Below are 15,521 nucleotides of genomic sequence, written 5' to 3'. Positions count from 1 at the left end.
ATCAACAGAAGCCGTCCGGCTTATCACTTTAGCCGTGAGGATCTTGACTTTTTCGCGGGCAAAAAGTACACCTAAAAGTAACTAAATAGATACTTAACTAAGGAGTCAGCATGTTTAACATTCACCTGCCTACCCCACAAGGGACTATCACCGATTATCAGCTGGTGACGACAGAAGAACGCCCTACGCTTATCACGCCCGCGTTTAACCGTATCGCCTATGCCGCCGCGCACGTGGTGATCGACCCGCAGCATCAGGGGGCGGACTGGCTGAACAACCCGCGCATTGACTGGGACGCGACGCTGGCCTATCGCCATCATCTCTGGCGTCTGGGGTTCAATATTGCGGAAGCGATGGACACCGCGCAGCGCGGGATGGGGGTAAGCTGGGAGATTGCCAAAGAGCTGATCGTTCGTTCGCTGCAAGAGGCGCGAAGCGTACCGGGCGCCGACCTTGCCGCCGGCGTGGGTACCGATCAGCTGGAGGCGGCTCACGCCACCACGCTGGCACAGGTTATCGCGGCCTATGAAGAGCAGATGGAACTGGTTGAACAGCATGACGGGAAAATCATCCTGATGGCCAGCCGGGCTTTAGCCAAAGTGGCAAAAACGCCGCAGGATTATCTTGCCGTCTATAACCGCCTGCTTGAACAGAGCCAGGGTAAAATTATTCTCCACTGGCTGGGAGAGATGTTTGATCCGGCGCTGAGCGGCTACTGGGGAACGACGGATTTTGCCGCCGCTGCCGATACCGTGCTCGAGATCATCGCCAGCAACGTCGATAAAGTGGAAGGCATTAAGATTTCGCTGCTAAGTAAAGAGAAAGAGGTCGCCTTCCGCAAGCGCCTGCCGTCGCAGGTGAAAATGTACACCGGCGACGATTTCAACTATCCCGAGCTGATTGAGGGAGAGGATGGCTATTACTCACATGCGCTGTTAGGTATTTTTGACGCTATCGCCCCGGTAGCCGCGACGGCGCTCAATGAACTGGCGCAGGGCAATCGCGGGGAATACTACCGCCTGATGAACCCCACCGTTGCCCTGTCGCGGGAAATCTTTAAGGCGCCGACGCAATATTACAAAGCGGGAATTGTGTTTCTGGCCTGGCTTAACGGCCACCAGAATCATTTCGCAATGGCCGGCGGGATGCAGGCCGCGCGTGAGATTAGCCACTATGCCGAGATTTTCCGCCTGGCCGATCGGGCCGGTCTGCTGCAAGACCCGCAGCTGGCCACCCTGCGGATGCAAAGTCTACTGAAGGTTTACGGCCTCTGAGCATTGCGGGGCGACAGCCATTTCCCAGAGCGACCGTCTCTGGGAAAATCACTTTCTAGCCGAATTCGCGGTGGCGTTGTTTACAGATGGTAAGTACCTCATCCGGATCCCGCTGCCACCAGTTATTCCGGGAAAAAATCTCGACTTCATGAAGACCCGTATAGCCCAGAGCCTCGATCGCCTGGCGATGGCTGCGGATATCGATGACTCCGTCCCCCATCATGCCGCGATCCAGCAACATATCCGCCGTCGGCACCAGCCAGTCGCAAATATGAAAAGCCAGCAGCCGCGCCACGCCTGCCCGTTCGATCTGCTGCTGAAACTGCGGATCCCACCAGGTATGATAGAGATCCACTGCAATCCCCAGCCCCTCGTCACCTAATTCGTCGCACAGATCGTTGGCCTGCGCCAGAGTATTCACGCAGGCGCGTTCGGCGGCGTACATCGGATGCAGGGGCTCGATCGCCAGCGGCATGCCGAGCGGGCGCGCATAGTCCAGCAGCTCGCTCAGGCCATCGCGCACCTGCCGCCTGGCGGCGGGTAAATCTTTCGACCCCGCAGGCAACCCCCCGACCACCAGCACCAGACAGGGAGCGCCAAGCTCCAGCGCTTCGTCCACCGCCCGTCGGTTATCCAGCGCTTTCTCCCGGCGTTCCTCCGGGGTGCTAGCGGGAAACATCCCGCCGCGGCAATAGCCGCTCAGCGTCAGGTCATGATGGCGAATAAGACGCGCAGACTCTTTTAACCCCAGCGCCTGCACCTGATCCCGCCATGGCGCAATACCGCGGATCTCATGCCGGGCGCACCCTTCAATGATCTGATCGAGTTTCCATTTCTGCCGCACCGTGGCGGTATTGAGGGACAGTTTACGGCTGTCGGGTTGATTCATCTCGGTGACCTCAGTAGTTTTGCCGGAAAAACGTTAAACCCAAATAATTTAAGCAGCAATATGCTCAACAAAGCATTATAGAAATGAATATGTTGGGTAAATACGATCGCCATCACATAACCAACCAGTTAGTTACAATAATTGTAATTTACAACCAGTGACGGGATAGTGAAGGATCTCCGCCGCTAAATAAGATCGTTTGCCATTTATTATCGTCTGAGTGCGCGGCGGGGAATCGTGGCAGGTTACGCGGCTCCTGCAGAGTCGGTATTTGCGCCTGCTGGCAGAGAGTAAGACGTCATTATTCACCTGTCGACTAGCCAGGCGTTTCCTGAACGTAGGTCAACGGCGGCCGCGGCGGCCGTTGACCTTTTACGCAATTACAAAGTCATCGGCCGCGCGGCGATAATTCGGCTGTAGGCGTATACGCAGAAGCCCCCCACAATCGCGACGCCCCCCAACACGGTAAAACCGGGGACATAAGATCCACTCCAGGATTGTAGATACTGAACGATAAACCCCGCGGTAGTCCCGCCCAGACCCGCGCCAATACCGTTGATGACTCCGGCAGCGGGCCCCACCGCCGATTTTTTCACGCTGGAGGTAATGATCGACCAGATATTCGTGGTATAGCAGCTGGTAAACCAGGCAATGGACAAGGTAATCAGCGCCAGCTTACCTGCCGGACTGTCGATAAATGGCAGCGCGATTAAAAACAGCCCCCCGGAGCCAAGCCCGCAGGCGGCAATTAATCCCCGTTTTTGTGTTTTATCGCTGTACCACGAGACGGGGATTGCCAGCAGAATGGCGAAGAAATAAGGTAGCGCGCTCGCCGCCCCCTGCGAAAAACCGCTGAACCCCAGTGAAAGCATGACCATCGGCATAAACAGCGTGATCCCCCAGAACAGCATCCCGTTAGCAAAATAGCTGAATACCAGCAGCAGGAATGGCGCGCCGCCGAGATCGCGGAAGCTAATTTTTCCCCCCGCGACTTCCGCTGCCACCTCAGGTTCATCCGCTGAACTTGTTTTATCCGGGCTGTTTTTCAGGAACGCGAGGAACATCGGAACCACAATAAAGACGCCCATCCCGCCGGTAATGTAGAACACCCATTGCCAGCCCAGATGATCGAAGATCGGAGTCAGGATGATGAAACCCAGAGTGAGCGCCAGGAACTGCCCGTAGAATTGAATCAGGTTAGTGCCGCGCGTTATTTCGTCTTTATTAAACCAGGCTCTGGCGAAGCGGAACTGCTGTGGCCAGTAAATCCCCTCGGCAATACCCAGAATAATGCGAAACGCTATCAGCAACGCCGCCGAGGAAATCCACGCCGTCATGATTTGCACGATAGACCACAATAACACCATGGTCACGATGGTGATTTTAGGATTCAGGCGATTTGTCAAAAAACCACCGAAGAAATTCGCCAGCGCGTAGCCAATCAGAAACCCGGTAAGCGCCAGACTTTTTGTTGCAGCGCCATCAATACCCAGCGTTTCCTCCATGCCTGGCAATGCGATAGAGAGATTTGAACGATCAAGGTAGGCGACGAACAGACCAACCATTAGCGTAAAGCCAATTCTGAACCATTTCGATTTAAACATTGTTCTCTACCTTTTAGTGGATAGAAAAATGGTCAAGCATTTCAAGGTCGACCTCGATGCCCAGCCCTGGTTTATCAGGCACCGTCATTACCGGCCCAATATTGAGATTGGTTAACTGGTCGCGGAAAATATTAGGCGCCCGGTCGAGTTCCAGTCTGGCGGGTTCTTTCGCCATACGCGGTACTGCGATCGGTAGCGACGCCATAACGTGCAACGTGGCCGCAAGAGAGATCCCCGATCCCCACTGGTGCGGATAACACTCCACGCCATAGGTGGTTGAAAGTGCAGCAATATTGAGGATTTCGCTGATACCGCCGCAGGCGGCAACATCAGGCTGGGAAATATCCACGCAGTCCGCTTCGAGGAAACGACGGAAGCCAAAGCGGGTGAATTCAGACTCCCCGGCGGCAAGCTTCATCGGAAATTGTAACTTGAGCTGGTGATATGCCGTCGTATCATCAGGGAGTATTGGTTCTTCAAACCAGCTGATGTCGTATTTCTCGATAGCATGCGCGAATTTCAGCGCTTCATGCGTGGTATAGGCACGGTTAGCATCAACGGCCAACGTGGCCTCAGGGCCAATTAATTCGCGAACTCTGGCAACGCGCTGAATATCTTCCGCGAGAGACAGCGCCCCCACTTTCATTTTAAAATGCTGATATCCTTCCGACAGTCCGCGGTTAGCATCAATTGCAATTTGCCGCAGGTTATCATTCGGGGAATAATAAAAACTGGAAGCATATGCAATAATCTGCGTATCAATATCACCGCCCAATAGTTCGGCAATCGGTTTTCCGGTAACTTTGCCAAAAATATCCCATAGCGCGATGTCAATCCCCGACAAAGCGGTAATGGCGATACCTTTGCGACCAAATTCGCGGGTACGGTTATACATCTCTTCCCATAAAACACGGCGCTGTAGCGGGTTGCGCCCGGTCAGCAACGGAATAAATAGCTCATTGATCAAGGCGGCATTTGCCTGGGCCGGACCAAAACACTCGCCCCAACCGCTGATGCCGGCATCGGTTTCAACTTCAACCACGCATATCGCTCTTTTATTCCAGAACCATTGCGACATGCCAAATTGCTCTGACAGCGCATCGGTGATGACACGAGTTTTGATAGCGCTAATTTTCATAATATCCTCTCTTCCGTCAGGCGGTATCCCTGACAATCAGTGAAAATGGCAGGAGAGTGGTTGTCGGATCATCGTTGCCATGTTCATTGCGCAAGGTTTTTATTATATTTTTAGCGGCAGTACAGCCAATTTCATAGGTCGGCTGGGCAACAACCGTAAGTGGATTCTTCAGTATTTCTGACCACTCAGTTTCGTCAAAACCAATTAAGGAAAAGTCCTCAGGAATAGACTTACCTAAGGCTCTGGCGGCTTGTACAACGAACAGCGACAGCTGCCCGTTACCGGTAATGATGGCGTGATCTTTTGTTGAGTTAACCACCAGCTTTTGCATTACGTTCAGCACATGTTCACGATCGACCCTCTCGAACCTGATACATTCAAATGTAATATGAGAAAAGGCACGCAGGGCGGAAAAAGTCGCGAAATTTTCGATTCGTTCTATTCGTGGAGAAACATTCCCTGGCGCTGGTGTCAGGTAACTGACTCGCCGACAACCTGTATTTAAAAGATGCTCAAGCGCCAGCTGAATACCCTGAGCGTTATCTGCGACTACGCTGCTGATATTGCTGCCTTTAATCTTTCGACCAATTAAAACAACAGGATGCTCTAACGAAACACCCTTGATAAACAGATCGTTTTCACCCGTAGTATTGATAATAATGCCATCAACGCCACGACTAATCATCTCTTCAATATAATTACGTTCCCTGCTTCCTGAATTTTTCGCATCGCAGATGAAAATCTTATAACCTTCAAGAGAGCAGAACTCTTCGATTCCCCGCAGAACATCCATCGAGTATGGATTAAAAATATCAGCCATAATCACCGCAATAGTTTTACTTTGCTGGCTTCTGAGTGAGCGGGCGATATTGTTTGGTTGATATCCGATTTTCTCGATCGTGCTGGCGATATGATGGCGAGTCGCTTCGCTCATAGAATGGTATTTCCCATTAAGAAAACGGGAAATCGTCGCCGTCGACACCCCCGCCATCTTAGCCACATCTTTAATTAATAACTTATTCTTCATGATTTTTAAATTTTAGGTAATCGATTACCTAAATATACCGCGCAATACAGGGCTGTCTGTGATTATGATCTCAAAACATGGAACGAAGAGAGATGTCGATCTTTGCTACGCCGCGGGTCAGGATGCCAATGGATCCGCCGTATCCGGGCCCAACCGAGCTTGTTGCGGTCTAATCGGGTATGTCGCAGAGAGCAAACGCGGGATGTTCAGTGACTGGGGAACTGGGGAATGGATTAGCTCATACGGCGCATGAAGCCGCATTGGCCGATCCGGAATGTACGGATGTATGGAGGGATGAAAGATGAGAACGGGAGAGATAAGACAGACACCGGGTGATGCCTGCCTGATTTGTCGATGCCGTGGCTACCAGCCGCAGACGTTGGTCTCTTCATCTGATTCATAACCGCGAACAATATTCACCAGATCTTTGACCGCGTCGGCGGCGATAAGCGGATCCTGGAGTTCGCTCAGGGCGGCAAACGCTTTATCCACCGAGACGCCATTATTATTATTGGTGACCGACAGCAGTAAACCGTCGCCCGACGCGCGATCCGCTGACAGCCCGGCAATAAGTTCGGCCACTGCCTGCACGGCAATATCGGGAATATAAAGCGCCATCGGTTTCAGATAGACTTTCTCTTGTTTCTCATTATTGTTGCCATTAACCAGGGCTAATGAATAACCTTTATTTTCACTGTGCATAAGTTCAGTTTCATCCCTCTAGCAGAATCGTAGGATCAACATAGAAATCAACATTAAATACCGTATCGTCGGTTAAGGCTTCGATCCGGTGCCACTTCTCCGCCGGGAAAACGGCAAACTGGCCGGCGGCAATGGTCATCGTTTCAACCGGGTTCGGGCTGGTCTCATCGGCATAACCATAATAACGTATCGCTCCCTGCATCACCGCCAGACGGGGATACACGCCCTGCCGGGTACCGGCATCGAGATGCCGCCGCCAGATTGATGCTGGCGCCGTCTCTTTCGTCCACAGCGGCGTCGTACGGGTATGCACGTAATGGGTGGGAATAATGATTCGCTGCATGATTCTGCCTCTCTTTCCGCAAGAATGAACGCGGTCTGGAACGGGAAAATATGTTGCATATGATATACCCCTTTTAATCGCTAAGGGTATTATTTTTTTGTTTTCTCGCTGCCTACCCCTATTTATACTCAATAAGGGTTAATTTGGTTTAAATATAAAAATGGCGGTTCTAAAATTCAGAACCACCATAATTAAGAGAAGAGAATTATCGCGGTGTCGATCTATTCAGCGGGCCAGGTTTACCAATCAGATAACCCTGGACCAAATCGCAGCCTAATTGCCGTAAAGAAGCTAACTGCTCTTCCGTCTCGACCCCTTCGGCGACAATGCGCATATGTAAACTTTTCCCCATGCTGATAATCAGGCGGACAATATCGAGATCGTCTTTCTGCATCGGGATATTAATCACAAATGAGCGGTCGATTTTTATCTTATCAAAGGGGAAATAGCTGAGGCGCGACAGTGACGAGTAGCCGGTACCGAAATCATCGATGGAAATTTGTATGCCCAGTTCCCGGAGCTGGCTGAGAATTTCTAAGGAACGGGTGTTTTCGTTAAACATATCCGACTCGGTAATTTCCAGTTCCAGGCGATGCGGATCGAGGCCGGTTTTTTTCAGGACTGAGACGATCATCTCGGTCAGCGAACTGTTAATCAACTGAACAGGCGATACGTTAACCGAAACCTTAAGCGGTGAAGACCAGCTGGCCGCTTCCTCACAAGCGGTCCTGAGCACCCACTCGCCGAGGGGGTTGATCATCCCCGTCTTTTCAGCAACCGGGATGAAGGTGGTTGGCGGCACCACGCCGCGCAGCGGATGGAACCAGCGCACCAGCGCTTCATAACCATAGATTTCACCGCTGACCGTATCGGCTATCGGCTGGTAATAGACCTGGAACTCGCCATTATCCAGAGCCTGCAGCAGATCGTCCTCAAAGGATTTATTCTCCTGCAGACGCTGCAGCATGCCCGGGCGGAAGATTTTTACCGTCCCGGATTCCTCTTTTTTCGCCTCGTACAGCGCAAGATCGGCACATTTGTATAAATAATCGCTACGGCTCTCCCGATCGGATATCACGATGCCGATACAGGCGCCGATATTGATCAGCGAGTCATAAATTTGATACGGCTGACTGATCTTTTCCCGAATGATATGCGCCCGTTCCAGCGCCATCTCTTCACTCAAATCACAGGAGACAAGCGCAAACTCATCGCCCCCCAGGCGGTAGAGCGTTTCAGACGTTTTACGGAAGAAAGAGAGACGGCTGGCCAGCTCCTGCAGCAGTTTATCCCCGGCATCGTGGCCCAGCGAATCATTCACGTCTTTAAAATTATCGAGGTCAAACAGCATCACCACCGCGGAACCGTGATAAGGCCTGACCTGATTAACGATCTCCTGCAGCTTTTGCCAGAAAGAGAGCCGATTAGGCATGCCGGTCAATGAATCATGGTACGCATCATATTGCAGGCGACGGTTTTGCACCTGCAGCTTCTCTTTTGAGGCCTGCAGATCGTTGGCCAGCAGCTTCATACGCACGTGGGCGCGACGCAGGTTGTTATTCTGGCGAAGCATCAGCAATCCCAACGAAATACACATAATAATCAGCAGGATCGAGATGATTGAATAGATATAATACAGATTTTGTATTTTATCGTGAGTCAGATTAACAATGTCGATATCCTGCGCCAGCGACGTTGAGGCGATTGAGGTCATCGGCCCATCAAGCGCGTTCATCGCCCGCAACACCGGCTTGATCTGCGCAGGCGTCATGGTATCCAGCTGCTCGTCGAGCTGATGCAAGATATGAATCAAACTATCGACGGTGGCCTGGCGCCGGGTATCTTTGCGAATAAAATTGCCCAGATCGCCCTGCTCCAGCAGCTCAATCTGGCTCAACATGATCTCCAGACGCAGGCGAACCTCATCGCGATCGATGCTATCAACACCGAGCGCAAAGCCGCTTAAACTCGACTCCAGCCGCATATATTCGGAAACCATCTGCGCGACTGACCAGGAGTCGGTATAGCGGGTTAATTTTTGCAACTCACTCTGACGCTCATGCACCAGATAGGTAATGTATCCGGTGATGATGAAAAGCGACAAAATAATGGCAGTAAGTATTCGATTCAAGATCAAACCCTTACTCAATGATAATTTTTGAAACTTGCCATGCCGAACGGGAATAATAGATCTGATTCTGTAAATCGGGGCTGCTATCGTACGGATAGACAATAAATAAAGGCCCCTTGTCGCGAATGCGCATATATTCGCCATTCATTTTTAAAGCCAGAATAACCGGGAACTGCTGAAAGTCATTGATGGGAACAATGGTCGTATAGTCATTGAGGGCGATGACCCGCGCGGATTTGCCTTTTGCGCCAACTAAATCCATGAGTTTGCTAAGGGAAACGCCGTCAAAACGGACCTTACCGGAGTACCACGGCGTGGTGGTGACGATTGTCTCCATCCCCAGCTTTTCTAACGCGGCGAGGTCAAACACCGCAGTATCACCTTCATTTGTATTTCCAATCAGGCCGGAAATGGTTAAAACGGGCTTTCCCGTTGGCGCAGGCAGTTTTTCTGCAAAAGCATTCGGTAAAACCATAACACAAAATAAAACTGCGAAAAGTAGACGCATTTAACTCACCATTCCGGAATTGGAGATAGGTTAATTGTAAACCATTCATGTCAATTCTTAAAAGCGGTCAGGCTACGGGTTGTGAGGTTCTTAATTAAAAATATTTTTTGCTTTCAGAACCCTCCGATCCCATGTTTACACCTGGTGATAAAAAGCACATTTTTTGCCATTAACGCAGAGCGTTCGCTAAAAATCTTTGCTCTCGTCCTGGCGCGCGGTAGTCTTTGTGGAGATGCGGCTATGACTGCGTCTCATTCCAATAATTACAAACTTTGTAACAGACAGGACAGAACAGGTATGGACTCAACGCTGATTTCCCCCCGCCACGGTAAAGAACCTTGTTCGCTCAGCCGCGCCAGAAGAGCCGCATGGGGCAGTTTCGCCGGCGCCGTCGTCGACTGGTACGACTTTTTGCTTTACGGTATTACCGCCGCCCTGGTATTTAACCGCGAATTTTTCCCGCAGATTAGCCCGGCGATGGGCACGCTTGCCGCATTCGCCACCTTCGGCGTTGGCTTTCTGTTTCGTCCCTTAGGCGGCATTATCTTCGGTCATTTTGGCGATCGCCTCGGGCGGAAACGGATGTTGATGATGACCGTCTGGATGATGGGAATTGCCACCGCCTGTATCAGCCTGCTGCCCTCCTTTAACCAGATTGGCTGGTGGGCCCCCGTGTTACTGGTGACCCTGCGCGCGATTCAGGGCTTCGCCGTTGGCGGCGAGTGGGGCGGCGCGGCGCTGCTGGCGGTGGAAAGCGCGCCTGAAAAGAAAAAAGCCTTCTACAGCAGCGGCGTCCAGGTCGGCTACGGCGTCGGCCTGCTGCTCTCCACCGGTCTGGTCTCGCTGATCAGCGCCAACACCAGCAATGAACAGTTCCTCAGCTGGGGCTGGCGTCTGCCCTTCTTGTTCAGCGTCGTGCTGGTGCTGGCCGCGCTGTGGATCCGCCACGGCATGGCCGAATCGGCCGAGTTCGAAGATCAGCAGCGTGCAGCCCCTGGCCAACCAAAGAAGCCGCGTCTGCCGGTCGTCGAAGCGCTATTCCGCCATCCCGGCGCTTTTTTGCTAATAATCGCCCTGCGCCTGTGCGAACTGCTGACCATGTATATCGTCACCGCCTTCGCCCTGAACTACTCGACGCAGAACCTCGGCCTGCCGCGTGAACTGTTCCTCAACATCGGCCTGCTGGTCGGCGGGATTAGCTGTCTGACGATCCCCTGCTTCGCCTGGCTGGCTGACCGCTTTGGCCGTCGGCGGATCTACATCACCGGCGCGCTGATCGGTACCCTCAGCGCTTTTCCGTTCTTTATGGCGCTGGAAAGCCAGTCGTATTTCTGGATCCTGTTCTTCGCCTTGATGCTGGCCAATATCGCCCATGATATGGTGGTTTGCGTACAGCAGCCGATGTTCACCGAGATGTTTGGCGCCCGCTATCGCTACAGCGGCGCCGGAGTCGGCTATCAGGTCGCCAGCGTCGTCGGGGGCGGCTTTACGCCTTTTATCGCCGCCGCACTCGTCACCTTCTCCGGCGGCTCATGGCATAGCGTGGCGATTTACCTGACCGTCGGCTGCCTGCTCTCTGCCGTCACGGCGATGCTGATGAAAAAAAGTCCTCACGCCTGAGCGCATTGCGGACGGCGGAAAAGCGCCGTCCAGAAAAGGAGATATCATGATTCAGGACAGCCGAATGGCCTGCTGGCCCAGCGGGTTTCATCACCAACAGCTTCCTCTGCAGCACTGCCCGGATCCGACGCTTGCCGAACAGCCGCTGTTTGAGCAGGCCCGCAGCGGTGAAGCGGTTGCCCAGCTGTGGCAGGCGCCGCAGGGATTTGTCGTGCCGGGCAGCTACCGCAAATTTAGCGAGCTCAGCGCGGTCAGCACGCGCTTTGCTCAACGCGGCTGGCCGGTATGGTTACGCCGCTCTGGTGGTGGGCTGGTGCCGCAGGGGCCGGGGATTATCAACCTTAGCCTTGCCTGGCCGGTGTCTCAGCCGCTGGGCGAAGCGGCAGAGCCGATCTATCTCCTGCTCTGCGGGCTACTGCAACGTACGCTGGCGACATTCGGCGTCAGCAGTCATTTTCAGGCGGTCAGCGGCTCTTTCTGCGACGGGCGCTACAATCTGGCCTGCGGCGAAGGCGACAATGTGCGTAAAATTGCCGGTACCGCGCAGTACTGGTGGCCGCTGCCCGAAGGCAAGGGCCATGTGGTGCTCGCCCACGCGGTGATATTACTCGAAGCGGACCTGCTCGCCGCCCATCAGGCGGCCAACGAATTTGAAACCCGGCTCAACAGCGGCCGCGTCTATCGCGCGGATAAGACCGTCACGCTGGCGCAGCTCCTGCCCGGCGAAACCCGGTTACTTCCCCGCTTCCGCCAGGCGCTGATGGCGCAGCTGGCGGATCTCAGCTGAAAGTGCTCTTCAGATAACGGCTGAAGGTTTCCACCGCCCGCGACACGCGCGGCGCAAATGGCCGAATGACATACAGCTGCGGCGCAAAGACGTCCACCGGCCGCCAGCCTGGCAGCAGCTCCTGAACGAGGCCGCGGCCAATCGCCTCCCGGGCGCTAAAATCCGGCAGCAGGGCAATCCCCAGCCCCGCCAGCACCGCATCGCGCAGCGATTCGCTGTTATTGGTGGCGAAAGGCCCATGAACCTTCACGCTCACACGTTCGGAGCGCCCATTACAGGAGGCAAATGTCCACTCCGGGCTTTGCGGCCCGCGCGGATAGGTCAGACACTGATGGTGACGCAGCGCCTCGGGCCCCTCCGGGCGACCAAAACGACGGATATACTCCGCCGACGCGACAATCAGCGTCGCGGTCTGACACAGAGGCCACGCGACGTGGGTATCCGGCAGCGCCTCCCGGCGGCAGTGGCGAATCGCCAGGTCAAATCCCTCGCTGGCCAACGATACCAGCCGATCGGTAACCTCAAGCTGTAGCTGAAGCTGCGGGTGCTGATGCAGAAACGGGGTAATCGCCGGCACCAGCTGCTGACGGGAAAACGCCACCGGCGCCGTGACCCGCAACGTCCCCCGCAGCGGCCTGCCTTCATCGCAGGTTGCGCTAAAGATGTCCCGCAGCTGGCCGAAAGGTTCATTCAGCTCGGCCACCAGCCGCAGCCCGTCTTCGCTCAGCGTCACGTTGCGGGTAGTGCGATGTACCAGCGTCTTGCCGGTAATACGCTCCAGTTCGCTAATTTTCTGGCTGATGGCCGATTTGCTGACCGCCAGCTTTTCCGCCGCGCGGGTATAGCTCTTTTGCTCCTCCAGCACCGTCAGCCAGTACAGATGGGTCCAGTAACTCTCGGGGCGGATTTCGCTCATAGTGATTGTTCACCAGTAAAAACAATGAATTCAAATATAGCGGTTTTTGCTCATCAGGGCATGGGGTAGCTTTATGGGTGTCAGCTTTTTCATCAACAGACTCAAGGAGCGCCCGCCATGCCATTATTGACATTTGATGTGATTGAAGGTCGAACTGCACGCGAAATCAAAACCCTGCTGGATGCGGCTCATCGTGCCGTTATCCGGGCCTTTAAAGTGCCGGAGCGCGACCGTTACCAGATTGTTCACGAAAATAAAGCACACCATATGGTGATTGAGGATACCGGGCTGGGCCTGACGCGGAGCAAAAGTCTGGTGGTGGTACGGGTATTCACCAGTCCCCGTAGCGAAGAGCAGAAGCAGCTGTTCTACGCCACGCTGCTCGCTGAGCTGCAGGAGCACTGCGGGCTGAGCGCGGATGATTTAATGATTTCCGTGATCGGCAATCAGCAAGGCGACTGGAGTTTTGGCCGCGGCGTCGCCCAGTATATGACCGGGGAGCTGTGAGCCGCGGAGCCAGCAGCCGCTACGAACGCGGCGCGGCGGCCATGCGCAGGCGGGCCTTTTGCTCGATATTCTCCAGCAGCTCCTGCACATCATCCTCATCAATATCGAGGAACTGCCCGTCAAGCAGCGCGGCGTGAATATCTTCCCGGGTTACCGGGATGCCCAGCGGGACGACCTGAGGTTTAACCTCTTCCGCCGCTAGAGGATGCGGATAGCGGCGCCCGACCAGATTATTGAAGATGATGGCCAGCAGCGCCAGCATGGCTGAATTCAGCAGCACCGGAGTCAGCACAAAGTGGTATCCCGCGCTGTGGATGCCCGCTCCGCCGAGGATTGCCGTCAGCGCCACGGCGCCGCCGGGCGGGTGCAGGCAGCGAAGAAAATACATCGCCGCGATGGCCAGCCCGGCAGCCAGACCGCAGGCCAGTGCCAGGTTGGGAACCAGCAGCCCGACGGTGACGCCGATCAGTGCCGAAAGCACATTGCCACCGACAATTGACCACGGCTGGGCTAACGGACTGCTGGGGACCCCAAACAACAACACCGCGGAAGCCCCCATCGGGGCGATAAACCACAAGTTGACCTCGCCCAGCAGCCAGTGGCTGAACATACTGGTGACAGCCAGTCCGGTGCCCGCGCCAATCGATCCGAGGAGAATATGTTTTCTGGCAACCGGCAGCGCATGCGGCTTGAGGCGTCCTAAAAAAATGCGCAACCGCGAAAACAGAGCGGAGGGTAACACGCTTAACATCTGACAACTCACCACGTCATAATCATAACTTATGCTTCATTGTCTTTTTTTAACCATATTTTAACAACCTTATCTTTATCATGGCTACCGCCCCCCGGAATTTAGCGATACGCCGCAGTTATGTGATTCCCGCACACTACGTTAGAATCTTTTTCCCTAACCAGGGTTTCACCCACTCTACGGATTGAAGGTCATAATATAGTGAATAATAAGACAAATTTAGTAAAAGAAGTGGCATGGGCCAGCCAGAATATGCCGCGTACCCTGCGTCAGGTCGCCGCCCTTCCCGACCTGAGCCACGTTCGCCTGGCCTGCTGTATGCATCTGGATATGAAAATGATCCCGCTGGTACAGGGGATTCTGGAAAAAGGGGCGAAAGTGTTTTTAACCACCTGTAACCCCACCACCGTCCAGGATGAGGTGGTTGCCTGGCTGGTAGAGCGCGGCGCGGAAGCCTGCGCCTGGCGCGATATGAGCGAGTCCGACTGGCGGCGCTCCTGGGAACAAGCCATCGCCTGGGGCCCCACCCATCTGTGCGAAATGGGGGCCGATATTACTACCCTGCTCCACCAGCGCGGCGAGTTTGGCAACATCGTGGCGGGCCTTGAGGCCACCGGCTCCGGCGTCAGTCGTCTTGGCGATATCCGCCCGGGCTACCCTATTTTTAACTGGGATGACCTGCCGGTTAAAGAGGGTCTGCATAATCGCCATATGGTGGGCCTCACCGCCTGGCATACCTTCTTCCAGACCACGCATCTGACCCTGCATGAGAAAAAGGTACTGGTCATTGGCTACGGTCTGGTGGGCCAGGGCGTCGCAGCGGCGGCCAAAGCCTTTGGCGGACAGGTGATGGTGGCGGAAATCGACCCCGCCCGTCGCCTGCAGGCCGCCTATGATGGCTGGCACGTCGTCGACCTGCAGGAGGCCATCGCCGCAGCCGATGTGGTGGCAACGGCAACCGGCGGCAAAAAAGTGGTCAACCGCCAGGCGCTGGATAAGGCCAAAGATGGCGTATTTATCCTCAACGTGGGCCACGTCGCGGAGGAGATCGATTGTGAGTACCTGCGGCAGTTCAGCCATGAAGAGGTGATGCCGTACATTAACGCCTGGCGGATGGAGAATAAAACCGTCTATCTGATGGCTAACGGCTCGATGCTGAATTTAACCGCAGGGTTTGGTGATAGCCTCAACGCCTTTGACGTGACCCTGGCGGTGATGGCAAGCGGGATCCATCACATCGTGACTGACGGCATGAAAGCCGCGGCAGAGGTCTATTTGCTGCCGCAGAACGTTTGGCAAAAAGCGCTATAGCCGCCCGCAACGA

15 protein-coding genes are annotated in these 15,521 nt (G+C 54.4%); 5 read left to right on the top strand and 10 right to left on the bottom strand.

Annotation, left to right across the window (positions count from 1 at the left end; translation table 11 throughout):
* Positions 1 to 110: 110 nt before the first annotated feature.
* Complete coding sequence (locus ACI2JR_RS18640; RefSeq protein ID WP_132725134.1) at positions 111 to 1,274, top strand: dihydrodipicolinate synthase family protein; 1,164 nt, start codon at positions 111 to 113, stop codon at positions 1,272 to 1,274.
* 55 nt (positions 1,275 to 1,329) lie between these two features.
* Here the strand turns inward: ACI2JR_RS18640 and ACI2JR_RS18635 are convergent, their stop codons facing one another.
* The 8 genes from ACI2JR_RS18635 to ACI2JR_RS18600 form a co-directional block, all read right to left on the bottom strand.
* Entirely contained in the window at positions 1,330 to 2,163 is an 834-nt protein-coding gene (locus tag ACI2JR_RS18635) for a sugar phosphate isomerase/epimerase family protein (RefSeq protein ID WP_132725136.1), read from the bottom strand.
* Positions 2,164 to 2,543: 380 nt separating this feature from the next.
* The gene (locus ACI2JR_RS18630) at positions 2,544 to 3,767 is read right to left on the bottom strand and encodes an MFS transporter (RefSeq protein WP_462479183.1); all 1,224 of its coding nucleotides are present in this window, start codon (positions 3,765 to 3,767) and stop codon (positions 2,544 to 2,546) included.
* Positions 3,768 to 3,780: 13 nt separating this feature from the next.
* Positions 3,781 to 4,905: a mandelate racemase/muconate lactonizing enzyme family protein gene (locus tag ACI2JR_RS18625; RefSeq protein ID WP_132725140.1), complete on the bottom strand. Its 1,125-nt coding sequence runs from the start codon at positions 4,903 to 4,905 to the stop codon at positions 3,781 to 3,783.
* A gap of 16 nt (positions 4,906 to 4,921) precedes the next feature.
* Complete coding sequence (locus tag ACI2JR_RS18620) at positions 4,922 to 5,932, bottom strand: LacI family DNA-binding transcriptional regulator (protein ID WP_462479182.1); 1,011 nt, start codon at positions 5,930 to 5,932, stop codon at positions 4,922 to 4,924.
* 363 nt (positions 5,933 to 6,295) lie between these two features.
* Positions 6,296 to 6,634 carry a DUF1869 domain-containing protein gene (locus ACI2JR_RS18615; RefSeq protein WP_132725144.1) on the bottom strand — a complete coding sequence of 113 codons (339 nt, stop codon included), beginning with the start codon at positions 6,632 to 6,634 and terminating at the stop codon, positions 6,296 to 6,298.
* Between the two features lie 10 nt (positions 6,635 to 6,644).
* Positions 6,645 to 6,977 (bottom strand): TehB-like domain-containing protein, encoded by a 333-nt coding sequence (locus tag ACI2JR_RS18610; RefSeq protein WP_132725146.1) that lies wholly within the window; start codon positions 6,975 to 6,977, stop codon positions 6,645 to 6,647.
* 205 nt (positions 6,978 to 7,182) lie between these two features.
* Positions 7,183 to 9,108 (bottom strand): putative bifunctional diguanylate cyclase/phosphodiesterase, encoded by a 1,926-nt coding sequence (locus ACI2JR_RS18605; RefSeq protein WP_462479181.1) that lies wholly within the window; start codon positions 9,106 to 9,108, stop codon positions 7,183 to 7,185.
* A gap of 10 nt (positions 9,109 to 9,118) precedes the next feature.
* A complete protein-coding gene (locus ACI2JR_RS18600) occupies positions 9,119 to 9,616 on the bottom strand; it encodes a putative pterin-binding protein (protein WP_132725150.1) in 498 nt (165 codons plus the stop codon).
* A 297-nt stretch (positions 9,617 to 9,913) separates the two neighbouring features.
* Here ACI2JR_RS18600 and shiA point away from each other — a divergent pair, with 297 nt between their 5' ends.
* Both shiA and ACI2JR_RS18590 read left to right on the top strand, forming a co-directional pair.
* On the top strand, positions 9,914 to 11,236 hold the full coding sequence (gene shiA / locus ACI2JR_RS18595; RefSeq protein WP_462479180.1) for a shikimate transporter: 1,323 nt from the start codon (positions 9,914 to 9,916) through the stop codon (positions 11,234 to 11,236).
* Positions 11,237 to 11,282: 46 nt separating this feature from the next.
* The gene (locus ACI2JR_RS18590; protein WP_462479179.1) at positions 11,283 to 12,023 is read left to right on the top strand and encodes a lipoyl protein ligase domain-containing protein; all 741 of its coding nucleotides are present in this window, start codon (positions 11,283 to 11,285) and stop codon (positions 12,021 to 12,023) included.
* Here ACI2JR_RS18590 and ACI2JR_RS18585 read toward each other — a convergent pair.
* The gene (locus ACI2JR_RS18585) at positions 12,016 to 12,939 is read right to left on the bottom strand and encodes a LysR family transcriptional regulator (protein ID WP_462479178.1); all 924 of its coding nucleotides are present in this window, start codon (positions 12,937 to 12,939) and stop codon (positions 12,016 to 12,018) included. The two genes, ACI2JR_RS18590 and ACI2JR_RS18585, sit on opposite strands and share 8 nt — an antisense overlap.
* A gap of 117 nt (positions 12,940 to 13,056) precedes the next feature.
* Between ACI2JR_RS18585 and ACI2JR_RS18580 the strand changes: the two genes are divergently transcribed.
* Positions 13,057 to 13,446, top strand: coding sequence for a tautomerase family protein (locus ACI2JR_RS18580; RefSeq protein WP_132725158.1), 390 nt, complete (start codon positions 13,057 to 13,059; stop codon positions 13,444 to 13,446).
* A 19-nt stretch (positions 13,447 to 13,465) separates the two neighbouring features.
* Here the strand turns inward: ACI2JR_RS18580 and ACI2JR_RS18575 are convergent, their stop codons facing one another.
* Positions 13,466 to 14,197 (bottom strand): HPP family protein, encoded by a 732-nt coding sequence (locus ACI2JR_RS18575; protein ID WP_462479177.1) that lies wholly within the window; start codon positions 14,195 to 14,197, stop codon positions 13,466 to 13,468.
* Positions 14,198 to 14,398: 201 nt separating this feature from the next.
* Between ACI2JR_RS18575 and ACI2JR_RS18570 the strand changes: the two genes are divergently transcribed.
* Positions 14,399 to 15,508 (top strand): adenosylhomocysteinase, encoded by a 1,110-nt coding sequence (locus tag ACI2JR_RS18570; protein ID WP_132725162.1) that lies wholly within the window; start codon positions 14,399 to 14,401, stop codon positions 15,506 to 15,508.
* Positions 15,509 to 15,521 lie beyond the last annotated feature (13 nt).

The sequence above is a fragment of the Klebsiella sp. NPDC088457 genome (genome assembly GCF_044900465.1).
Classification (GTDB): domain Bacteria; phylum Pseudomonadota; class Gammaproteobacteria; order Enterobacterales; family Enterobacteriaceae; genus Klebsiella.
The sequence above is the reverse complement of the archived record's forward strand: the minus strand, read 5'-3'. Positions and strand labels throughout refer to the sequence as shown.